A 22,190-nucleotide genomic window follows, 5' to 3' on the forward strand; every position below is an offset into this window, starting at 1 on the left:
TGTGATTTGTAACGTAGGAATGTTTTCATTAGGCGCAATTATATCCTCGTCTTTTTTTTACGAACTTGTAAAAAAGCATCTAATTGGTAGAAGGTCAGAGGTAAATTCATACAAATCCTATTATGAAATGATGAGGAAATGGATACCTCTATATCAAAAGGGAATTAGGATTGCAAAGTATTTTGAGGACAATAACTATAGAAAAATAGCTATCTATGGTATGGGCGACATGGGGATTTTATTCTATGAAGATGTTAAGGAAAGCGAATTAGAAATAGCATATGTAATTAAAGCTCATGAAGGAGAAAGAGATATTGGCAAAGAAATAAAGGACATAGAGGATGATTTGGATGCAGTTGATGCAATAGTAGTATGTGAAATAGGAGCCTATGATTATGTATCAAATTTGCTAAGGGACAGGATCGATTATCCGTTAATACCACTGGATGACATTATTTATGAATTATTCTAATGAAAAACCATTATTGTCAATTATAATATCTACATTTAATAGATGTACGTTACTTGTAAATAACTTGAAACGAATGTTGGAGTGTGAGTGTGAAGACATAGAGTTTATTATTGGTGATAATGGCTCGACAGATTCAACTTGGAGTCAATTGAAGGAAATTAAGAGTTGTAAAGTATGCATTGTTCATAATGATAAAAATTTAGGATTTGAGAATTTCTGGCTATTATCAAGAAATGCAAGAGGAAAATTTTTTTTATTTTTGAATGATCGAGATTATATTGATCAATATGGCTTAAAGAGTTTGGTAAAGCTTATTTCTACTGCTCCTAATTATGATTTTATTTCATGTGAATGGAGATTGTATAAAAAAGGTACATATAATGCTCGTGATGCATTAAATATTTATTTTTCGTCAAGACACCCGGGAATGCTTATCTATAATAGTTCTTTTATATCTAAAAATATAGATAGAGATTATCTTGAATTATTGTTGCGCAATTCACAAAATTCTGTGGCAAATATCTATATTGTGTTTCAAATACTTCAAAATGTTCATATAGTTTATGTTCATAACAATAGTTTTATTATTCAACCCTTTAATAGAGAAAAAATACCAAAAAAAAGAAAAGAATACTATGATGTTCCTTATGTTTCTCTTGAATATAGAAATAAAGAATTTGTCGATTGGGTGAAATATGCAAATGATATGCCTGATCAAAAGAGAAGTAATGAAATTCTTTTAGCTATGTTTAAAGATTCACTTATGACGGTAACCTGGGAGTTTTACATAAGCATGAAAATACCAGGTTTTGCTAAAAGAAACAATTTTGAAAATCACAAGTATGATGAATGGCTTATAAATGGATGCGCATTCACGATACATTCATTGCATAACTGTTTTAGGTATAAAAGAAATATAAAAAAAGAAATGTTGATTCTTATGTTGAAGAATTATTATCAATGTTTAAAAAATCTTATTGGGTAAAAAGCATGAGTGACAAAAATATTGAATTTGACTATTTAAAAGGATATGGAGATATACATAAATACGATCAAGTGCGTTCAAAATGCTTATGGGGAAAACATCCAAAGCAACCAATGTTTTCTATTTATATCCCGACGTATAAAAGATTGAAATTATTGAAACTTTCTCTCAAATCTGCAATGGAACAGCAAGAATTTGATAATTATGAGATTGTAATTGTTGACAATGATAATGATGAGACTGATTGTGAGGTGCTTGAGTATATAGAGACCTTAAATTGTCCGCGTGTAGTCTATTACAAGAATGAAAAGAATATTGGTATATATGGAAATACATTGCGGGGAGCAACTCTTTCTCATGGAAAGTATGTGGCGCTGTTGAATGACGATGATCTTCTTCATCCATATTATCTATATGTTATGAGTTCTTTTATTAACCGTTATGGCTATTTTGGTGTAGTAGGCTCAATTCCACACGAATTTAGAGAAGATAATTTCAGATTTCCTTCACTCCCGAGAGGTATTTATGCGTATAAAGTAAGCAACTATGAGTTTTTCTTTGGATGCTCGGTAACATCTCCGGGATTATTGTATCCTCGGGCTCTAATACAGGATATTTATAATGCTCATGAAGAATTGCTTATGGGAGATCAGATTATTCAATATAAAGGATTGGTTAAATGTGGACTTTATTTTATATGCTTTCCTATTTCTGCATATCGAATCCAAAATAATGCTACGCTAAAAAATGATGTCCTAAAACAAATGATGATTCATATGTGCGGATTTAAAAAACAAATATCTCAAGATGATGCATATTTAAAGATGTTTATGAAGTTTTTTAGAAAAGAATATTTCAATTGGTATATTTCTTCTTCAACAGATTTTTGGAAAAAGAAGTCGATTAAAAATGAAATTTTAAATAGTGTTGGAATAAAAAAAGATATCAGTGATTCTCTAAAAAGCATGGTGGTTCGTACGATTATTCATAAGGTTCATGAGCATTACGGAATACTCAGAGGAAATGAACATGATACGTTGATTATACCAGATAGGATCGTAATTGAATCAAAGAAATATTGATCGAGGATTGGGGGGACCATATGATTTATGAAAAATTACTTGTTGAAGGATGTTATCTTTTCAAAAGAAATATTCCTAAAGATGAAAGAGGATATTTTTCTAGGATAGCAGATGTTAATGAAATAAAAAAGACTGGGCTAAATGCTGAGTTTGTTCAAATTAGTGCATCGAGAAATTATAAAAAAGGCACTTTACGAGGAATGCATATGCAGATTGGCACATCAGCAGAAGAGAAATATATTTCATGTGTTGAGGGAGAAGTATATGACGTATGCTTAGATCTTAGAAAAACATCGCCTACATACTTAAAGTATTGCAGCGCAGTATTATCAGAGGAAAATGGATATGCTATTTATATTCCTAAGGGATGCGCACATGGGTTTGTTTCGCTTAGAGATAATTCACAACTGATTTATTTTATGACTAACGAGCATGACAAACAAGCTGAGAGAGGTTATTTATGGAGCGACCCAGCTTTTTCCATTGATTGGCCAATTTTGCCGGAAGTAATCTCTGATAGAGATAATAATTGGCCATTATATGAGGTGTGATATGCAATTAAGCATTCTTCACATTGCAGCGCATATGGGGGCTGGGGCAGGTAAAGCTATTTCGGGGATAGCAATTAATGATAAATCAAATAAATATGAAATTCTTCTACTTCAAATTCCCCAAAAAAAAGATCACATAACTAATTGCATAAAAAATGGAATAAAGGTTTCGATATGCCAGGATTTGAATGACTTAGAAGATAAGGTATCTTCGGCAGATATTGTTGTTATTAATTGGTGGAATCATCCTTCTATTTATGATGCGCTGGTACATGTACAAAATACTAAAGCACGATTTATTATTTGGAATCATATTAATGGACTTGAGTATCCAAGATTAAAAATATGTCTTCTCAATGCTTTTGATGCTTGTATGTTTACGTCAAGTGCGTCATTTATAAATTCTCATTGGACAGTAGATGAAAAAAATAAACTTCAAGAAAAAAGTGAAGTTGTGTATGGGATGGGAGATTTTAAGCCAGAGTTTTATTCTCCTAAAGAGAATTACCAAATATGTGATGAAATAAAAGTTGGCTATGTGGGGTCACTTGACTATGCGAAACTTAATTCAGATGTAGTTCTATGGATAAAAAGGATAACAGAAAAAGAAAAAAGAGCTTCTTTTTATTTTGCGGGTGATTGTCTCCCTGATTTTAAGCACGATATAGAAAAAAATAAACTAAATAGCAAGGTTCATTTTTTGGGTTTTCGCAATGATATTCCAGAATTATTGAAAGGGTTTGATGTATTTGTCTATCCGTTAAATCCTCATAATTTTGCAACTACTGAAAATGCTTTGATTGAAGCTATGGCTGTGGGATTGCCAATAATTGCTAGTAGAGGAGTTGTTGAAGAAGCAATTATCGCGAATGGGAAGGATGGAATACTTGTTGAGAATGAAGAGGAGTTTGTTTCGGCTTTCACAAAAATAATGAAAGACGAAAAAAAGAGAATAGAACTAGGTCATAATGCTAGGAAAGATGCTATTAGAAAATATAGTATTGTCGAGAATTTAGAAAGATATCATAAGGTTATTGAAAAGGTAAAAAGCATAGATAAGCATAAACATAATTTTTCTGAAATATTTGGAGGAAAGCCTCATGAATGGTTTTTTTATGGGTGCAGTTCTGAGGAAAAAATGATTATTGAAAAATCTTTAATTGATAATTGTTATAGCAACGAGGAATTACTAAATCTTGGAGCAATATTTTGGGGTGAAAATAAAGGATCTGTTGAGCAGTTCTATCAATATGATAAAACGGATACGATATTAAACAGAATACATAAAAAAATGATATTGGAAAGGACGAAAGATGAAAGCAAAAATAGGAACAAGATATCACAAGAATAGGACAGAATTACAAAATGTAATACCGTTATCTACACCATTTATTCTTTATTTGGACCCATCTAGTGCTTGTAACTTGTGCTGTAATTTTTGTCCATGTGGAGGGGCACATAAAGATTTATGGACTGAATCGAAAAGAAATAGTATTGGTGTAATGGATTTTGAATTATATAAAAAAATAATAGATGATTGCCAAGGATTTCCCGACAAAATAAAAGTATTAAGATTATACAAGGAAGGTGAACCATTGGTAAATAAACGTTTACCAGAAATGATAGAGTATGCTAATAAATCTGGAAAATTTGAAACAATCGATTTTACAACAAATGGAACTCTGTTGGAGCCTGATATAAATAGGAAACTTGTTGAGGCTGGATTGTCAAGAATAAATATTTCAGTAGAGGCTCTTGATGCAAAAGGATATAAAAATATAAGTAATGTGGATATCGATTATGATAATTTTGTAAATAATATCCGAGATTTGTATGAGCATAAGGGAAATTGCCATATTTTTATAAAAACTATGGTAGACAATTTGGATAAAGAAACAGAGCAGAAATTCTATGATTTGTTTGGCGACATATGTGATGAAATAGCCATGGAACATATTGCTAACTGTTGGCCGGGTTTTGAAAATACTTCAGAACATGTAAATGTTTATCATGGTGAAGGCTATAAAGAATATACAGTTTGTCCAAGAATTTTTTATATTTTGACAATAAATTCAAACGGGAGTGCATCTCATTGCATAGTTGATTGGAATTATAAGGGAATTATTGGAGATGCAAGAACACAGAATGTTGTTGATATTTGGAATAGTAAGGAATATTCAGATATAAGATTAGCACATCTTAATTGCCAGAGGAGAAGTATAGAACTCTGCAAAGATTGTATGGAAATTGAATCTGCAGCTGTAGATAATATCGATGAATATAGGGAAATGATATTAAAAAAGGTTACAAATCAGATATGAAGGTATTATTCATTGGCGGAAACGGAAATATTAGTTGGTGGTGTGTTCAAAAGTGTATAAATGAAGGAATTGAGGTTTATGAATTAAATAGAGGAGCATCTCGGTTAACTCGAAGAGACGTTCAAGATGATGTTATTCAGATAATAGCGGACATCAGAGACGAAAAAAATGTACTAAGGTCACTTGGGAATATACATTTTGATGTTGTGTGTGATTTTATTTGCTTCAATTCCGAACATGCTAAGCGCGCGATTAGATTGTTTTATGGCAGATGCGATCAATATATTGTTATTTCATCTGAAGCAATATATCAAAGAAGAAGTAAATATATCCCATTTAACGAAAATACGCCTAAGTATGAAATGGATATAGAGGATAGTTATATTGCTGGGAAAATCGAGATAGAAAGAGAGTTTCAAATAGCTTTCAAAGATAATGCATTTCCGGTTACAATCGTGCGACCAGGCTATACTTACGATACTATTATACAGATGCCTATTGGACAAAATTGTTTTACTGCGCCAAAAAGACTTTTAGAGGGATACCCACTACTTATGCCAGGCGATGGTGAAAACTTAGTTGCACCACTTCATTCACGTGATTTTGCGGAAGCTTTTTTCTCTCTTATTGGGAATATGCGAACTATTGGGGAAAGCTATAATATAGCGGCAGAATGGTTAATAACTTGGAACGAGATGGGAGAGTATATACTAGAGGCTTTGGGCTTGGATAAAAGTAATATTGTGCATATTCCGAGAGCAGATGCATTAAAAATTAATGATTTCTATAGTCAGATTGTTTGCGAACAACACATGTGGCATTACATTTTTGACGTATCAAAGATCAAAAACATAGCAAATGGTTGGAAGCAAACGGTTTCTTTTGAAGAAGGAGTGAAAGAAACCATCTCATGGTTGTTAGAAAATCCAGTCAGACAAAGAATAAATAAAGATTATGACCAAAAGCTAATGAAGTTGTATGACATATATTATCCAGGAGGAATTGTAAAGTGAAATGCCCTATTTGTGGTAGTTTGAGCGGACATAGAATTTTCAAATTGTGTGAGAATATGAAAATTTTAGGTGGTAATTTTCCAAATACTCCTGCTTATATAGCTTGCTGCGAGAAGTGCGGGTTAGTATTTACAGACACAGAAGCAGAACAAAAGGATTTTATATCATACTATAAAACGAGTGCGTATGCTCCTAAGTATTTTGATATGTTTGGTGAAGAAGAAACCTATGATTATTATAATCATTTGTTGGAATTAATAACGCCGTATATTAAAAAGGAGAGCATTATTCTAGATATTGCAGGTGCATGGGGAGAGCTTGATGAGTATCTTATTAAAAAAGGATATCTTAATGTAACAGATTTGGATCCAAATGAAGATTGTATTGCAAATGCTAGAAATAAAAAAATAAATGGGATTTTAGCAGACAGTACAGATATGAAGCAAATTAAGGATAACAGTGTGGACTTGGTAATTCTTAATCATGCACTTGAGCATATTTTGAATGTAGAAGATAGTATCAATGAACTGAAAAGAGTACTAAAGTATGACGGTTATGTATTTCTGGAAATACCAAATGCAGAAGGATATGTTTCAGAGGAAAGCGCACCATTCAATTTTCTCACATATGAACATGTGCTTCATATGACTATGAATGATATAGCTAACATTGCTGCAAAATATGGATTCAAAATAATTGATAAAGGTTTTTATTACAAAAAGGTTAGTAATTATCCATCGATATATTCCATTATGAAAAAAGGTAGGAATGGAGATGTACAATTCTCAGATATAGCGGAGAAAAGCATAAAGGCTTACTTAGAAAAAAGCGAATCTTCACTATTACAATTTATTAATCCACTAAAAGTATCACAGGAACCATTGGTTTTGTGGGGGATAGGTGCATCTACAGCAATATTATTAGAAGTATTTAAAGAATGTAATGTTGTTCAGTTGGTTGATCGAAATCCAAAGCGGCAGGGTATAGAATTCGTTCTTAATGGTCAGACTCATAAGATCGTAGCTCCAGATGCTGTGGGTAATGGCACTATCGTAATATTGTCAATTCCCTATCGTGATTCAATATGTAAACAAATCAGAAATATGGGATTAGATAACCCAATCGTAATGCTTAAATGAGGACAATTATATGAAAACGGCTATAGTAAGTGGGGCAACAGGATTTATAGGTGTTCACTTATGCTATGAACTTGTAAGCAATAATGTAGAAGTATATGCACTTGTTCGGAAAAATAGCATTAATGCTGAGAGATTGCCAGATAATGTTCACATTATTGAATGTGGAATGGATGATTATAGCTCATTGTCTGGGATACAAGCAGATATATTTTTTCATTTGGCTTGGGAAGGTGCTACAGGACCTAAACGTGATGATGAAATAATACAGTCGAAGAATGTAGTGAGAACTTTGGCTGCGCTTAGTACAGCAAAGAGATTGGGATGTGAGAGGTTCGTGGCATTGGGGACTGTATATGAAAAATTGGCAGAACAAATCTTGTCTGAAACTTATCATAGAAAAGCAGATTTCTATTTATTATCTAAATTAAGTGCGCATCAGATGTGTTATAAATTAGCACAGAAATTGGATATTGAATTTGTATGGGCCACGATTTTTCAACCTATCGGAAAATATATAAAAAAGGAGCAAGTTATTGCATATACTATTGATTGCTTGATAAAGGGAATAAAGCCAGAATATGGACCAGCATTGGAACCATATGACATAACGGCGGTAGAAGATATTGTAAGAGGATTAAGACTAATTGGCGAAGGCATACTAAAACAAAGCGAATATTATATTGGTAGTGGAAAACCAATGATATTGAAGGCATATTTAGAGAAAATAAGGAAAATAATTGAAACAGATACAGATCTAGATATTGGTAGTAAGGCGGATGATGGACTTAGGTTTTCATTCGATTGGTATAATATAGAGCCGCTTAAAACTGATACAGGTTTTGAACCAAAAGTTGAATTTGAACAAGCAGTAATAAATGTGATTAATTGGTTAAAAACAGGAGAACATATATGAAGATGGTTATATTAGCAGGAGGCCAAAAAAGCACGATAAGTAATGAACCTGTGGGTGTGCCCAAACCGATGATACCAATTGGAGAAAGGCCTCTGCTATGGCACATAATGAAGCATGCCTCTATACATGGTATAAATGATTTTATTATTTGTGGAGGATATAAGGTTGAAACCATAAAGGAATATTTTTTGGATTATTACATTTATCAAGCCGATATAAAGGTCAATACGGAAAAGAATACAGTTGAGATTCTTTCACAGGATAAAGAGCATTGGAATATTAGTGTTATAGATACAGGAATTGAAACTAAACCAACAGAACGTGTGAAAAGAGTACTTGGCATTATTGATGATGATTTTATTCTTTCTTATGGTGATTGTATTTCAGATATTCCATTAGAAAAGGTTATGGAGTATCACAAAAAAGAAAAAAAAGATATGACGATAGTAGTTGCAAGACCCACTGGTAGAAAGGTACCTTTAAGCTTTTTTGCAGACAAAGAAAAATGGGATAGTATAAATGAAGCATGGACTAGTGCTGGAACGTTTGCAATAAGTAAGGATGCCTTCGAAAAAGTGTCAAAAGTAGGTGATATTGAAGAAGTACTATCAGAATTATCGGTATCATTTTATAGGCACGGAGGTTTTTTTAGTACTATAGAAACTTTAAGAGATAAAGTAGCAGCTGAAGAAAAATGGAAACAAGGCAATGCACCTTGGATGGAATGCGTATGAAAATAGTGATTTTAGCTGGTGGAAAAGGAACACGAATAAGTGAAGAATCAGTTACAAAACCAAAACCGATGGTGACAATTGGCGGAAGACCAATCATATGGCATATCATGAAGACATATGGTTGTTATGGCTTTAATGATTTTATTATTTGTTGTGGCTATAAAGGAGAATGTATAAAAAAATACTTTGTCAATTATAAACTACATAATGCTATTACAAATTTTACGCTTGATTCTTGTGAAAAGAATGGGAAAGTTAAGTATATTGATGATCTGAGTGAAACTGAGCAATGGAATATTGTTTGTGCGAATACAGGACTGGAAACACTTACCGCTGGAAGAATTCTCAAGATAAAAAAATATCTAATGGATGATGATGAATTTATGATTACATATGGTGATGGTGTTTCTGATATTGATTTAGCAAAAGTATTAAAGTTTCATCATAGCCATGGAAAAGTAATGACAATTTCGACAACAAAGCCTGAGGGGAGATTTGGGACAATAAGCATTGATTCAGGTAATAGAGTAATACGTTTTAATGAAAAAGCTAGAATGGATCAATCAATCGTTAATATTGGATTCATGGTAGCTAAAAAGAAAATATTTGATTATTTGGGAGATGGAGATGAGATGCTTGAAAAGGGACCGTTTGAAAGGCTAGTTGCAGATGGACAGATGGTAGCTTATGAACATCCAGGCTTTTGGTCTCCAATGGATAATATTCATGATAGAGAATACTTAGAAAGATTATGGCAAAATGATGCCCCATGGAAAAAATGGATATAACGGTAAAAATCATGGGATAAATTTGTTGGTTGTTGTATAAATCAATGATTATTAATTATTTTGAAAATAGATTGTAAATAGTAGCTTTATTTGTTTGATTATAGGTCTTATCTGTTCATTTTATGCAACAGTATACATGTTCCCAATAAAGATTATAGGTTAGTTGAGTTTTATACATATAAAGGTAAAACCTATGTAGATTTTGGAGCAATTTAAATTCTAAAGAAATACTACCAGATAATGAGTATAAATAAAACTTTCTACGAGCGGAATGAGGCCTTAATGTTTATCTTAATTACTCGTGTAATGTATTTGGTATTTAAATTCTGATTAAAAAGAAGGAAATTATTGCCAATTGTTAACGATTAATTATGCTGATACAAAATATTTGTATTTGACTTGATAAAGTGGAGTGGCGAAAAATGCTTGAAAATATGACAGAGCTAGAAGCTCGCAAAAAAATTCTAGCGGAAGTAAGTGAGTATTGTGACAGATTTCATTCTATAGATAATACATTTCATGAAGGCGACAGAATTAGCTATGCCTCTAGAGTCTATGACCATGATGAAATGGAAAACCTTGTAGATTCAGCGCTAGAGTTCTGGCTTACTTCAGGTCGTTATACCAACGAATTTGAAACAAAGTTGGCAGATTATCTTGGAATCAAGTATTGCTCATTGGTTAATTCTGGGTCATCTGCTAATCTTTTGGCATTTATGGCTTTGACTTCACCACTTCTTGGCGAAAGGCAAGTTCTTCCAGGAGATGAAATGGTAACAGTCGCAGCAGGTTTTCCGACTACTGTAGCTCCAGCTATTCAATATGGAGTAGTTCCTGTATTTGTCGATGTTACTATTCCTCAGTACAACATAGATGTTTCCATGTTGGAAGAGGCAAGGTCTGATAAGACAAAAGTAATTATGATTGCTCATACATTAGGAAATCCCTTCGATCTGGCTACGGTTAAAAGATTTTGTGACAAATATGGGCTATGGCTTATAGAAGATAATTGCGATGCGTTAGGATCTAGCTATGAGTATAACGGGACAGTAAGTAAGACCGGAACAATTGGTGATATTGGGACATCTTCCTTTTATCCTCCGCATCATATGACAATGGGGGAAGGCGGAGCTGTATATACGAATAATGCTCTTTTAAATAAAATTGTAAGATCTCTTCGCGATTGGGGGCGTGATTGTGTTTGCCCATCAGGAAAAGATAATATGTGTGGGCGCAGGTTTGATGGTCAGTACGGCGAGTTACCAAGGGGGTATGATCACAAATATGTGTATTCACATTTTGGATATAACCTTAAGGCAACTGATTTGCAAGCAGCGATAGGTTGTGCACAGCTCAAGAAATTTCCAGGATTTGTTGAAAAGCGGAAAGAAAACTTTAAATTTCTAAAAGACCATTTGAATGACTGTTCAGATAAATTGATTTTACCTGAAGCATGCCCAGGTTCAGATCCTAGTTGGTTTGGATTCTTGATGACATGTAAGACTGGGGTGGATAGAAATAAGGTTGTTAGTTTCATTGAAAGTAAGGGGGTTCAGACACGGGCTCTTTTTGCAGGAAATTTAACAAGGCATCCGTGTTTTGACCAAATGAGAGCTTCTGGAAAAGGCTATCGTATTGTTGGTGCTCTAAAGAATACCGATGAAATAATGAATTCATCATTCTGGGTAGGAGTTTATCCAGGAATGACTAACGAAATGCTTGCATATACTGTAAGAGTTATTCGTAAGGCTTTATCTACGTCTGATTGATACTGGCTGAATCGTAAGTGTTGAAATGTTTAGGAAGGTGAATGACTAGTATGGATGAATTGAAAAAGAGTATAAAACTACTAGAGCGAACTATGCGGGAATCTGGTGTTGATCCTGAAAAAGGCCTAGGAACAGAACTTTTCCTTATGGTTTCGTCTATGACACCGATAGTAAATGTTGATCTGTTTATTACTGATGAAAAAGGAAGACTACTACTTAGTTGGCGAGATGACAGATATTGTGGACAAGGTTGGCATATCCCAGGAGGTTGTCTTAGATTTAAAGAAAAATTAGAAGACAGAATTAAGCAAACTGCTATAAAAGAATTGGGAACAGAAGTTACATATGACAATATTCCCATGGCTGTTCTTGAGAATATTGCTAATGACTATAAAACTGTTGTTGAGAATAATAATGTCAGATCACATTTTTTATCAGTACTTTATAAATGTAAATGTAATGATGTTAACAAGATAATAGATTGTGACGGCAAGCGTGAAGTAGGACATTTAAAGTGGTTTGGACATCTCCCTGAAGATTTCATAGATATACAATATTATTACAAGCCAGTAATTACAGACTGGTTCAATTACCACAGGCCTTAACAAAACTCTTTGGATGTATTTATTCGAGAGCTTTCTAGTATATGAGATACTTATAAGGTTTGCTAGGGAGCAACCTTAAAGTTAGAAAGTACTAGTACTCTTGTGAGTATTGTGGTTACAATCATCAATATAACTGTTGCATTCATCAGTATTTGCAAGGCATTCCAAAAATAAAACATCAAAAAGACCGCTGAAAAGCTGCGGTCTTCTTTGATTCATAAACTAAAGCCGAAGCTAACCGGCTATCAGTGGCACTTTTTACGTCTATTTAATAGCACATTCCTTTTCTGAATAAAATTGGCCTACCAATGGCAGGCCGCAGTATTATTGACTCGTATAATCATGAGTTAGGAGTGTTGTTCTTTTTCCATTCCTCGTACTCAGTAAAGAGCTGCGAGAGATAATTAGAATCATCTACAGCCAGTAGCACATCAGCTTCTCGGCCATTTGATTTAAGCCAAGAAAAAAGGTCAGTAGTGTTTTTTATACCATTTTTCTCGCCATTCTTTTCACCGCTGTTGTAGCCGTTGTTATAGCCATTATCATAGCTCTCATCTTTAATGACTTGTATATGCTGTTCATAAGAATATTCGAGTACGCCCACTTCGATGATCTCCTTTCTGTATTCAGTGAAAAAGTCCTTAAGGATATTTTTCTGTATGCATTCATCAATAGCCTTTGTGATAGCTGATTTGATGAGTGATTTCATCACTTCACTTTTATCAACCAAAAGGTTAAGTGGAGTTGTATGAGTGGAATTATATTCATTCTCCACTACCTGCTTATATTTTCGCACTTTTGAAACGAAAATGGAATAACCTTTTAGGGCCTTGCAGGCTTCCAAGAGCTCCTTGTTATGGCCATCATTGATATTGAGAGCTGTTACAGTTAGTTCAACTGAAGGAAGTGTATCTTTCTTGATAAACATATCAGTCAGGCGATAGGTTACCTTGTCTTCCATGGCGGTTGTTCCATTATAGAACATTAGAAATTTGGGGCATGGAATATGGATTGTAGTAGAACCATACAATTTCTCGGTTGGAAATTGCTCTTTTAGTGTAGCTGCCAGATAGTATAAATCCCTCAGAGGGATGTTTGGACAGGGAGATGATTGATGCTCATAGATGCTCAGATCATCATTTATGATAAACGACAGATCATTCTTCATCTTGAGAAATGTCTCACCCTTTAGAGTAGTGATTGTGAGGTCATCAGGATTTGCGTAGTTTGTGCCATTTATGGCGTTGTATAGCTCAAGAAGGTGAGCTTTGTTGTTGAACAACATCCTGAAGACGGTGTCCTTGTACTTTCGATTTTCAATTGTCATTTTTATAGTGTTTTTCCTTTCTGTGTTGTTTCTTTCTACAATTGCACATGATGCTGTAGGGAATACTAGCGAAGTGCCAGATAATTGAAGGTTCATGAAGGAAGAAATCTGCAGATATGTAGACGGAATAAATGAACCAATAGATATGCTAATACAAAATTCTTAAGATTTAGCATCGAATTTTCTTAAGATTTTATGTATGTCGTAATTACGACAATAATTAATATAATTACCTGGCGTTAGGAGTTTTTTATTGTTTCTTTTACGAAAGAAGGTAGCATATGTTTACTGATATCAAAAATATATGGAACTTCAGGGATATGGTGTTTGAGCTTACCCACAGAGAGCTTAGAGGTAAATATAAAGGGTCTGTACTGGGATTTCTGTGGACATATGTTAATCCGCTGATGCAGATTCTGGTATATACGTTTGTGTTTTCACAGATCTTCAGGAGCGGAATTGAGAAATTCCATTTATATCTGATTGTTAGTATGTTTCCCTTCAACTTTTTTACCGGAGGAGTCATTCAGGGGCTTGGCTCAATAAGGTATCAGGGAGATCTGGTCAAAAAGGTCTATTTTCCAAGGCAGATTCTGCCTATTGTGTCTCTTACGGTTAATTTTATTAATCTACTTATTTCTTTTGCCATAATATACAGTATTCTCTTGATCTCAGGATGGGGAATAAATATACAGGTTCAGTTATGGCTTATTCCAGTAATGTTTATCGAATACTTTTTTGCCCTGGGACTGGCACTTTTGCTGTCAGCAGTGGAGGTGTATTTCAGGGATATCGAGCATATCGTGTCGGTGCTGATGATGGTATGGATGTATGTGACGCCGATGTTCTACAGCATCGAGATCATTCCGGAGAAGTTCCTGCCTATATTTGCATGGAATCCGATGCTGTACATCATTGGAATGTATCAGCAGATACTGTATTACAAGATTTCTCCGGATATGACGTATATGCTAAAGGGCGCGCTATTTGCTGCCTCACTTCTAATTGTGGGCAGCATAGTTTTCAAGGTTCTGGAAAAGAGATTTGCGGAAGAACTGTAATTATGTGACCTGGGAAAACTAGTATATACATATGGATTAAATTAGCAGCTTGATTTATGAGATGGGGCAGATAATGGGACTTAATAGAAGAGAAGCGATCATTGAAGTTAATGATGTGTACAAGAACTTCCGCGTGTACTTTGACAAAGGAAGTATGTTAAAGGAGCAGTTTGTTAATCCGGGGCGCTCCAGATATGAGGAAAGAGAGATCCTCAAAGGGATTTCTTTTAAGGTATACCGGGGTGAGACAGTTGCACTTATTGGTCAGAATGGATGCGGTAAGTCTACTACTCTCAAGATGCTGACAAGGATCCTGTATCCGAATAAGGGTACGGTTACTGTAAAGGGTAAGGTTTCCAGTCTTATCGAACTGGGAGCCGGCTTTCATCCTGATATGTCAGGGCGCGAGAACATATACATCAATGCTTCCATTCTGGGGATTAAAAAAGAAGAGGTTGATAAGAGAATCGATGAGATCATCAGGTTCTCGGAGCTTGAAGAGTTCATAGATAATCCCATAAGGACGTATTCGTCAGGAATGTACATGCGCCTGGCTTTTTCTGTTGCGATAAATGTTGATGCGGATATTCTGTTGATCGATGAAATCCTGGCGGTTGGAGATCAGGCATTTCAGGAGAAATGTATCAGGAAGCTTGACGAGCTGAGGGCTTCCGGTGTGACTGTCGTACTAGTATCACATTCAATGTCTCAGATCAAAGAGATAGCTGACAGGTGTATCTGGATCGAGGGCGGCAGGATTGTGGAAGATGGATATACTGAAGACGTCTGTAATCATTATGAGGACGCAATGACAAGACGCAGGGAAGAGCGTGATGAACAGGAAGAGGAAGAGAGAAGGAAAACGGAAGTTTTGGAGATAAGAAAACAGAAAAAAACACAGCATGAGAAAGCACTTGCAGAGCGCAAGGCCAAGCAGGAAGCTTTTTCTGCCAGATGGAAGGGCGGAGGAACTCAGGGTAAGCCCGTTGCGGGTGTTATTTCGATGTTTCTTTTGATGCTGTATGCGCTCAGCCAGGATTTCTTTTACATTAGTGATATGTCCGAGGAGGCTGACTTTATCTTCAGGGAGTTTGGATATGTCTTTTACATTTTAGGGACTATTGGGATTCCTATGTTATTCCTGCTGCTGGGATTTGAGCTTTTGGGGCAGGATTACAGCAGTTGGGATAAGGTAAGGGATTATTACCTGAAGACTTTTTTGCCAAAGCTTGTTCTGTGGGAAGTCTGGGTAGCGGTTTATCAGGTGTTTCTGTATGTGTGGGAAGGAAGGCCAATTACAGCCGGTGTATGGATCAGGGAGGCGCTTCTTATTAAATACATTGATATGGGGAATCTGTGGACGGCCAGGTTCTTTATCTTATTGATGATCCTAGCACCGTTTATTGGAGGGACACTGCAGATGTTCAGCGCAAGGGCGCTCAGGATGATGCTGATAATCCTGTGGGTATTCATGTTCATGTTCCCTGGATTTGATATGTATGGCGTTGCCAACGGCGGAGAGGGGAGTTTTCCTTTTTATTCAGGGACGGTGTGTTATGTCTTTTACTTCTGCGCAGGGAATATGATATCGAGATATAGTCAGAGGATGCTGAAGGGCAGCAAGGAGCTGATGCTGCTGGTTATAGGCTTTGTGCTGACTATTGGTTCGCAGATCTTCCTGGAATCAAGGGGCGTAGAGTTTGAGCTTAAGCCAACTTATTACGGTATATCAATCATGGCAATCATGGGATTTGACCTTCTTGTGAGGGTCAAGATGAATGAGATGTACCCAAGGATTGCCGGGCTGTTTGGAACTGCCTATGCCGGGATTGTTGGAGTGTACTTTATGTTCAGGCCTCTTCAGATGCTGCTTGAGAGGTATGTTATCTGGGGCAGGATCATAACCGGTGAACCTGCAGTGTGGCTGAGGCTTGCGAGCATGGTTATGGTGTGGGTAATTGCGGGAGTTGCGGCGCACTGCGTCATGTGGGGATGGATGAAGATAAAAAAGAAAACGGCCTGCAAAAAACAGGCCGCATAGAGTAGTATTATATAATTGATTTTTGATTATTCTTTTTCCATTCCTCGTACTCAGTAAAGAGCTGCGAGAGATAATTAGAATTATCTACAGCCAGTAGCACATCAGCTTCTCGGCCATTTGATTTAAGCCAAGAAAAAAGGTCAGTAGTGTTTTTTATACCATTTTTCTCGCCATTCTTTTCACCGCTGTTGTAGCCGCTGTTGTAGCCGTTGTTATAGCCATTATCATAGCTCTCATCTTTAATGACTTGTATATGCTGTTCATAAGAATATTCGAGTACGCCCACTTCGATGATCTCCTTTCTGTATTCAGTGAAAAAGTCCTTAAGGATATTTTTCTGTATGCATTCATCAATTGCTTTTGCGATAGCTAATTTTATGAGTGATTTCATCACTTCAATTTTATCAACACGAAGGTTAAGTGGAGTTGTATGAGTGGAGTTATATTCATTCTCTACGTCATGCTTATATTTTCGCACTTTTGCAACGAAAATGGAATAACCTTTTAAGGTCTTGCAAGCTTCTAATAGCTCTTTGTTATGGCCATCATTAATGTTGAGAGCTGTTACAGTTAGTTCAACTGAAGGAAGTGTATCTTTCTTGATAAACATATCAGTCAGGCGGTAGGTCACCTTGTCTTCCATGGCGGTTGTCCCATTATAGAACATTAGAAATTTAGGGCAAGGAATATGAATTGTAGTTGATCCATACAATTTCTCGGTTGGAAATTGCTCTTTTAGTGTAGCTGCCAGATAGTATAAATCCCTCAGGGGAATGTTTGGACAGGGAGTTGATTGATGCTCATAGATGCTCAGATCATCATTGATGATAAATGACAGATCATTCTTCATCTTGAGAAATGTCTCACCCTTTAGAGTAGTGATCGTGAGGTCATCAGGATTTGTGTAGTTTGTGCCATTTATGGCGTTGTACAGCTCAAGAAGATGAGCTTTGTTGTTGAACAACATCCTGAAGACGGTGTCCTTGTACTTTTGATTTTCAATTGTCATTTTTATATTATTTTCCCTTTCTATGTTGTTTCTTTCTACAATGCACATAATGCTGTAGGAAATACTGGCGAAGTGCCAGATAATTGAAGGTTCATGAAGAAAGAAATCTGCAGATATGTAGATGGAATAAATGAACCAATAGATATGCTAATACTAAATTCTTAAGATTTAGCATCGAAATTCTTTAAGATTTTCTTAAGATTATGAAATCATCTGGCGTTAGGAGTTTTCTTTTACTTCTGTTTGGAATTTCTGGTATCGAGATATATGCAGAGGATATTCAAGGGAAGCAAGGAAGTTGTGGTCAAGTCATGGATAGTGCAGTATAAGGTAAATGATGATAAGCGTAATAAAGTGGAGAAATATATGATAAAATATCAATCCATAGCCATTGTTATATTGGGGGTGAGAAATTGAAAAATCATAATTTGCCAACTAAAAAAGTATTAACATGGTGTGCTATATGTCTATTGTTTGCTGTCGCATATGTATTAGTTCTCTCAGCAAGCACTTCTCCCTTATATCCTTATTTTTCCATGGGGCATGATTCATTTCAGTTTTTAACTATGGGCAAAGCTTGGTTTCATGGGATTATTCCATATAAAGATATGTTTGATCATAAAGGTCCGTTTATTTTTTTTGTTGATATGATTGGTTATTTCCTTGGCAATAATACTCGTTATGGTGTAGTAATAATTCAAGTTTTTTTTATGATGATATCTTTAACAGGGGTTATATACTTGAGTGAATTTATTAGTGAGAAGAGCATTATAAGAAAACTGATATGTAATGACCTCCTGTCAAGCAAAAAATGACTGGAATCACCACAAACATATTTAATTGTTGCTGAAGGCACCTTGAAAGAGCCTCGGGGTATCAGTTCCCGGCATTGGCCACTCTGATATACGTGGATTGGTTACCGACAGGTCAATGGTCCGCCGTGAGCTCTACCGTCTAGTTGCGTGGATCACAAATTTCTCTGTGCCAACATAGTTTTATCGTAGATAGCTCTAACCTTGAAATGGCCGAAGCCCTTTCAAGATGTCTTCAGTTGGTACTTGTTGGTGGCCAGATGTAAATGGCGTAAGCCATCTTACATCTGCTTGATTACCCGCTATAACAGCGGGGTGAAGATGTCAAGGCTGCGAAGCACCGCCCACGGCGGCTTGGCCTTGATATCGGAGGCGCGATGTTATACCTGATCATGCTATATTATCGGTTATCATGCCCCACATGAAGCAGGCAAGTTCTCTTGCTATTGCAGTTTTAGCCACATTGTGTTTCTTGCTTTTACCAAGAACCATTTTGTAAAACTTGCGTCTTAGCCTTTCATTAGCTTTATCAGCATATGCAATGACTTGAGGTGAGTTGCCAATCTGACGGGATTTAAGTGCTTTTGATTTATGTCCGATTTGTCCTTTGCTGTATGACTGGGATGATTCTATAAGAAGCTGTCTAACATGACGATTTCCGGCTTTTGTGATTCCAAGCCTTGACTTTTCATCACCACTGGATTCTTCACCAGGCACAAGTCCAAGATATGCAGCAAACTGATTGGCTGATGCAAAACGTTTGAAATCACCTACTTCAACCAATACAGATAGTGCTGTGTGAGTTTGAACCCCGATGAAACAGCAGAGTTTTTTAACAGGCTCTCTGTATTCATCTTTTAAAGCAAGTTCTTCTATTCGCTTGTCTAAACGTTCAAGCTTATCTCTCAAGTTTATGTAGGTCAGCAGATATTCATCGAGTATTTCTTTATACAGTGCCTCAGGCTTTAATGATTTTAACCAGTTCACATGAGCTTCTGTCCAGTGACTTTTTCCTTCATAGCGATAGTCGTGGCGAAGACAAAACGAAAGTATTTGTTGCTTCACTTTCTTGAGTGCAAGCTTATGATCATCTCTCATACGGAGAAACTCTTTTGTTTCTTCATCTGTAGAAGTAGGAACATGAACAGGACTGTAATTGTGCTGAGCCAGACATTTGCCAATCAATTCAGCATCACGTTTATCAGTTTTAATTCTTTTGCCACTACGCGGTTCAAGCATAGTGGTTGGTGCAAGTATCACACAGTTAACGTTATGATTAGTTAACTGATGATATAAAGTATAGCCGAGACATCCGGCTTCATAACCGCATATAAAGTTTGTATCATTTCCGTAGATGGTTCTAAGGAATTCCAGATATTTTAGGACTTCCTTGTAATCAGCGTGGGTGCGCCTTGTATGAGACGCCTTCTCTGTTTCGATTAAATAATCGCAGAGAGTAAAACTTTCCTTATGTACATCCATTCCTACGTAAACTGTGATATTATTCATTTAGTGACCTCCCTTTGTATGCGGTAATCCCTGTTACCATTGACTCAACATCTTTAGTATACAGGTAAATCCACGTTGCTACATAGTGGAGGTCATTACATATTGTCTAGTATATGTTTCGGTTTTTTTGATAACTGTTAGCGTTAATTATATGAGTGGTAATCTTGTAGAGGAATATTGTCTGCCATTTGTTGTATGGTCAACAATCAGAATTTACAAGTTCATGGAAAACTATGATTTCACAGGAAATGCTTTACTTGAGCCCGAGGATACTGTACTTTATGGAATCACTTGTGGAATATGTTTATTGACAAGAGCAACTAATGCTATGCCTCTTGTGGGAGGGGCTATAGTAATAATTTTGGTGAGCATCCGTAGTAAAGCATTTACAAATTTGTTAAAAAATATAATGTTTTTTGTGATTGCAATGGGGATTGTAGTGGCACCATTTTGTATTTATTTCTTGATCAAAGGCAGCACTGCAGAAATGTTTTTTGCGATGATTACATATAATAAAGAGTATGCGGCTCTTCGAAGACCATGGATTATTGAATCAAATGCGAGAGATATCGTACGTTTTTTTCATTTGTATTTTTCAGTATTTTCTATTTTGCTTGTTGCAGTAGTCAACTGGTTTAACAGGCAATATGCAAAGTTTGCATTCTCATTTATCACGTTTGGAATAGAACTGTTTTTTTATATGTCAAATGACTTATTTGTCCAATACCCTATGGTATGTGCTACTCAGGTCATTTTATTATGCTATGAGATAGAAAAACTGTATCGGAATAAAATTCTGATAGGGGCTAAAATAAATGTTCCTATATTTATAGCGATATGTACGCTCTTGTTTTCTGTAGGTTCATTTTGCAAAACAGCTATTTTGGATGACTTTATTGCACATATATTTGTATATGGAAACTATTCCTACTATTGCACCGAACCTTGGGAAGAGCTTGTTGATATGATTCCTGATAAAAAAGAGCCTTTTGTTACTTATGGTAGTAACGATCTGAAACCGGTTTATGTATTAAAAGATATAGATCCATGCTATAAATATTTTTCTATACAGCCTTGGCACAGTATGTATGATGCCAGTATTGCTGAAGAAATAAGAGCGCAAATGTTATCTAATAAGGCTAAATGGATTTTGTGTGATGAGGTAGGTAGAGATACTATTCTTAGCTTGAATACAAATTATTATATTTATGCGGAAAATGGTGGCTTTTCCTTGCTTGAGTGTAAGTGATGCGGATTTCTTAGCTAAAGGAATTAGTCCTTGCTTTAATAATTCAACATCAGTATCTGTTACCGTGGATAGAATATTAGAGCATTATGGTTTAATGCCATTATCTTCAAGAAGTTTACGGAGACGAGCATTCTCATCTTCAAGGGTAGTATTCTTTGAGGTAAGAGAAGCATTCTCATCAGCAAGAGTAGATACTTCATCAGTAAGAGCTTTTATTGTTTCTTATCGTTTGGCCTGATAACGGAGAAAATCTTCACGATCTCTGGCAACTTTACGGATGTTCTCATCTGTGTGGTAAAGCAGAAATAGAAGCAGCTATTGAATACAAGAATTATAACTAAGCATTTGTCTACACATTGGTGCTTGCCACCGCACATTGTTGTTCAAAGAAACGGACACTGCCTGTCACCACGCACATTGATTGAAAAAAGCAGGCATGGAAGAACTGTTTGGTTTTCTTTTTGATAATGTGGACAAGATGATTGAAGCTAAAGAAGTAAAGATTCTCTTATAAAAAGTTCATATCTTTTAGAAGTGAACAACACCGTATTACTGGTAGCATATGGACGATATAATAATTATTGAATATAGAACAAGCGTTCTATATAATGTTCTCTGGGTGCTACCATTTTCGGTGGGCGGTTGGCTCTTTGCCAGATTTGATCTGAGGGCTCTCAGTAATTAGGAGGGATTGCTTATGAGAAGATTTTGGAAAGGGCAACATTGATGATAGAGACAGCGATAACACTTGTGAGCATTGTTGTTACAATTATAAGTACCATTGTAACAATCATCAGTATTTGCAAGGGT

Annotated in this window: 20 protein-coding genes; 17 read left to right on the plus strand and 3 right to left on the minus strand. The window is 35.7% G+C overall.

The genetic code is table 11. From position 1 onward, the window contains the following. The first annotated feature begins 1 nt into the window (after position 1). The 13 genes from BPR_RS05660 (at position 2) to BPR_RS05720 (ending at position 12,372) form a co-directional block, all read left to right on the plus strand. Positions 2–472: a hypothetical protein gene (locus BPR_RS05660; RefSeq protein ID WP_143754268.1), complete on the plus strand. Its 471-nt coding sequence runs from the start codon at positions 2–4 to the stop codon at positions 470–472. Beyond that, the gene (locus tag BPR_RS05665; RefSeq protein ID WP_042256633.1) at positions 459–1,457 is read left to right on the plus strand and encodes a glycosyltransferase family 2 protein; all 999 of its coding nucleotides are present in this window, start codon (positions 459–461) and stop codon (positions 1,455–1,457) included. The genes BPR_RS05660 and BPR_RS05665 overlap by 14 nt, the downstream gene beginning before the upstream one ends. A 5-nt stretch (positions 1,458–1,462) precedes the next feature. Further along, positions 1,463–2,539, plus strand: a complete 1,077-nt coding sequence (locus tag BPR_RS19695; protein WP_207636495.1) for a glycosyltransferase family 2 protein — start codon at positions 1,463–1,465, stop codon at positions 2,537–2,539. 20 nt (positions 2,540–2,559) lie between these two features. Next, positions 2,560–3,090: a dTDP-4-dehydrorhamnose 3,5-epimerase family protein gene (locus tag BPR_RS05675; RefSeq protein WP_013280507.1), complete on the plus strand. Its 531-nt coding sequence runs from the start codon at positions 2,560–2,562 to the stop codon at positions 3,088–3,090. 1 nt (position 3,091) lies between these two features. Then, positions 3,092–4,441: a glycosyltransferase family 4 protein gene (locus tag BPR_RS05680; protein ID WP_013280508.1), complete on the plus strand. Its 1,350-nt coding sequence runs from the start codon at positions 3,092–3,094 to the stop codon at positions 4,439–4,441. After that, positions 4,404–5,411 (plus strand): radical SAM/SPASM domain-containing protein, encoded by a 1,008-nt coding sequence (locus BPR_RS05685; protein WP_013280509.1) that lies wholly within the window; start codon positions 4,404–4,406, stop codon positions 5,409–5,411. The genes BPR_RS05680 and BPR_RS05685 overlap by 38 nt, the downstream gene beginning before the upstream one ends. Next, positions 5,408–6,424 carry an NAD-dependent epimerase/dehydratase family protein gene (locus BPR_RS05690; RefSeq protein WP_013280510.1) on the plus strand — a complete coding sequence of 339 codons (1,017 nt, stop codon included), beginning with the start codon at positions 5,408–5,410 and terminating at the stop codon, positions 6,422–6,424. The genes BPR_RS05685 and BPR_RS05690 overlap by 4 nt, the downstream gene beginning before the upstream one ends. A 56-nt stretch (positions 6,425–6,480) precedes the next feature. Then, the gene (locus BPR_RS05695) at positions 6,481–7,563 is read left to right on the plus strand and encodes a class I SAM-dependent methyltransferase (RefSeq protein WP_143754335.1); all 1,083 of its coding nucleotides are present in this window, start codon (positions 6,481–6,483) and stop codon (positions 7,561–7,563) included. A gap of 10 nt (positions 7,564–7,573) precedes the next feature. After that, on the plus strand, positions 7,574–8,476 hold the full coding sequence (locus BPR_RS05700; RefSeq protein ID WP_013280512.1) for an NAD-dependent epimerase/dehydratase family protein: 903 nt from the start codon (positions 7,574–7,576) through the stop codon (positions 8,474–8,476). Further along, on the plus strand, positions 8,473–9,210 hold the full coding sequence (locus tag BPR_RS05705) for a sugar phosphate nucleotidyltransferase (protein ID WP_013280513.1): 738 nt from the start codon (positions 8,473–8,475) through the stop codon (positions 9,208–9,210). Before BPR_RS05700 ends, BPR_RS05705 begins: the two co-directional genes overlap by 4 nt. Further along, a complete protein-coding gene (gene rfbF, locus BPR_RS05710) occupies positions 9,207–9,998 on the plus strand; it encodes a glucose-1-phosphate cytidylyltransferase (RefSeq protein WP_013280514.1) in 792 nt (263 codons plus the stop codon). The genes BPR_RS05705 and rfbF overlap by 4 nt, the downstream gene beginning before the upstream one ends. A gap of 422 nt (positions 9,999–10,420) precedes the next feature. Continuing rightward, positions 10,421–11,767 carry a lipopolysaccharide biosynthesis protein RfbH gene (gene rfbH, locus BPR_RS05715; RefSeq protein WP_013280515.1) on the plus strand — a complete coding sequence of 449 codons (1,347 nt, stop codon included), beginning with the start codon at positions 10,421–10,423 and terminating at the stop codon, positions 11,765–11,767. 50 nt (positions 11,768–11,817) lie between these two features. Next, entirely contained in the window at positions 11,818–12,372 is a 555-nt protein-coding gene (locus tag BPR_RS05720; protein WP_013280516.1) for an NUDIX domain-containing protein, read from the plus strand. 340 nt (positions 12,373–12,712) lie between these two features. Here BPR_RS05720 and BPR_RS05725 read toward each other — a convergent pair whose 3' ends face one another. Beyond that, entirely contained in the window at positions 12,713–13,699 is a 987-nt protein-coding gene (locus tag BPR_RS05725; RefSeq protein ID WP_052301801.1) for a hypothetical protein, read from the minus strand. Between the two features lie 281 nt (positions 13,700–13,980). On the opposite strand from BPR_RS05725, the gene BPR_RS05730 reads away from it, so the two are divergent. Both BPR_RS05730 and BPR_RS21565 read left to right on the plus strand, forming a co-directional pair. Next, the gene (locus tag BPR_RS05730; RefSeq protein WP_013280518.1) at positions 13,981–14,760 is read left to right on the plus strand and encodes an ABC transporter permease; all 780 of its coding nucleotides are present in this window, start codon (positions 13,981–13,983) and stop codon (positions 14,758–14,760) included. Positions 14,761–14,833: 73 nt separating this feature from the next. Then, positions 14,834–16,801 carry an ATP-binding cassette domain-containing protein gene (locus BPR_RS21565; protein ID WP_081441744.1) on the plus strand — a complete coding sequence of 656 codons (1,968 nt, stop codon included), beginning with the start codon at positions 14,834–14,836 and terminating at the stop codon, positions 16,799–16,801. Between the two features lie 7 nt (positions 16,802–16,808). Here the strand turns inward: BPR_RS21565 and BPR_RS05740 are convergent, their stop codons facing one another. Then, on the minus strand, positions 16,809–17,810 hold the full coding sequence (locus BPR_RS05740; protein WP_052301802.1) for a hypothetical protein: 1,002 nt from the start codon (positions 17,808–17,810) through the stop codon (positions 16,809–16,811). A gap of 413 nt (positions 17,811–18,223) precedes the next feature. Between BPR_RS05740 and BPR_RS05745 the strand changes: the two genes are divergently transcribed. Next, complete coding sequence (locus BPR_RS05745; protein ID WP_042256638.1) at positions 18,224–18,625, plus strand: hypothetical protein; 402 nt, start codon at positions 18,224–18,226, stop codon at positions 18,623–18,625. Positions 18,626–19,012: 387 nt separating this feature from the next. On the opposite strand, the gene BPR_RS05750 is transcribed toward BPR_RS05745, so the two are convergent. Beyond that, on the minus strand, positions 19,013–20,131 hold the full coding sequence (locus BPR_RS05750) for an IS110 family RNA-guided transposase (protein WP_013280040.1): 1,119 nt from the start codon (positions 20,129–20,131) through the stop codon (positions 19,013–19,015). Positions 20,132–20,354: 223 nt separating this feature from the next. On the opposite strand from BPR_RS05750, the gene BPR_RS05755 reads away from it, so the two are divergent. Next, complete coding sequence (locus BPR_RS05755; RefSeq protein ID WP_143754269.1) at positions 20,355–21,380, plus strand: hypothetical protein; 1,026 nt, start codon at positions 20,355–20,357, stop codon at positions 21,378–21,380. The last annotated feature ends 810 nt before the right edge of the window (positions 21,381–22,190 follow it).

Source organism: Butyrivibrio proteoclasticus B316 (genome assembly GCF_000145035.1).
Lineage (GTDB): Bacteria > Bacillota > Clostridia > Lachnospirales > Lachnospiraceae > Butyrivibrio > Butyrivibrio proteoclasticus.

Excerpts from the sequence above, each read along its gene's own strand:
- BPR_RS05720 (WP_013280516.1), top strand. The coding sequence starts at position 11,818 with ATGGATGAATTGAAAAAGAGTATAAAACTACTAGAGCGAACTATGCGG.
- BPR_RS05755 (WP_143754269.1), top strand. The coding sequence starts at position 20,355 with ATGGAAAACTATGATTTCACAGGAAATGCTTTACTTGAGCCCGAGGAT.
- BPR_RS05725 (WP_052301801.1), bottom strand. The coding sequence starts at position 13,699 with ATGACAATTGAAAATCGAAAGTACAAGGACACCGTCTTCAGGATGTTG.
- rfbH (WP_013280515.1), top strand. The coding sequence starts at position 10,421 with ATGCTTGAAAATATGACAGAGCTAGAAGCTCGCAAAAAAATTCTAGCG.
- BPR_RS19695 (WP_207636495.1), top strand. The coding sequence starts at position 1,463 with ATGAGTGACAAAAATATTGAATTTGACTATTTAAAAGGATATGGAGAT.
- BPR_RS05685 (WP_013280509.1), top strand. The coding sequence starts at position 4,404 with ATGAAAGCAAAAATAGGAACAAGATATCACAAGAATAGGACAGAATTA.
- BPR_RS05700 (WP_013280512.1), top strand. The coding sequence starts at position 7,574 with ATGAAAACGGCTATAGTAAGTGGGGCAACAGGATTTATAGGTGTTCAC.
- BPR_RS05730 (WP_013280518.1), top strand. The coding sequence starts at position 13,981 with ATGTTTACTGATATCAAAAATATATGGAACTTCAGGGATATGGTGTTT.
- BPR_RS05740 (WP_052301802.1), bottom strand. The coding sequence starts at position 17,810 with ATGACAATTGAAAATCAAAAGTACAAGGACACCGTCTTCAGGATGTTG.
- BPR_RS05705 (WP_013280513.1), top strand. The coding sequence starts at position 8,473 with ATGAAGATGGTTATATTAGCAGGAGGCCAAAAAAGCACGATAAGTAAT.
- rfbF (WP_013280514.1), top strand. The coding sequence starts at position 9,207 with ATGAAAATAGTGATTTTAGCTGGTGGAAAAGGAACACGAATAAGTGAA.
- BPR_RS05695 (WP_143754335.1), top strand. The coding sequence starts at position 6,481 with ATGAAAATTTTAGGTGGTAATTTTCCAAATACTCCTGCTTATATAGCT.
- BPR_RS05690 (WP_013280510.1), top strand. The coding sequence starts at position 5,408 with ATGAAGGTATTATTCATTGGCGGAAACGGAAATATTAGTTGGTGGTGT.
- BPR_RS05750 (WP_013280040.1), bottom strand. The coding sequence starts at position 20,131 with ATGAATAATATCACAGTTTACGTAGGAATGGATGTACATAAGGAAAGT.
- BPR_RS21565 (WP_081441744.1), top strand. The coding sequence starts at position 14,834 with ATGGGACTTAATAGAAGAGAAGCGATCATTGAAGTTAATGATGTGTAC.
- BPR_RS05665 (WP_042256633.1), top strand. The coding sequence starts at position 459 with ATGAATTATTCTAATGAAAAACCATTATTGTCAATTATAATATCTACA.
- BPR_RS05680 (WP_013280508.1), top strand. The coding sequence starts at position 3,092 with ATGCAATTAAGCATTCTTCACATTGCAGCGCATATGGGGGCTGGGGCA.
- BPR_RS05675 (WP_013280507.1), top strand. The coding sequence starts at position 2,560 with ATGATTTATGAAAAATTACTTGTTGAAGGATGTTATCTTTTCAAAAGA.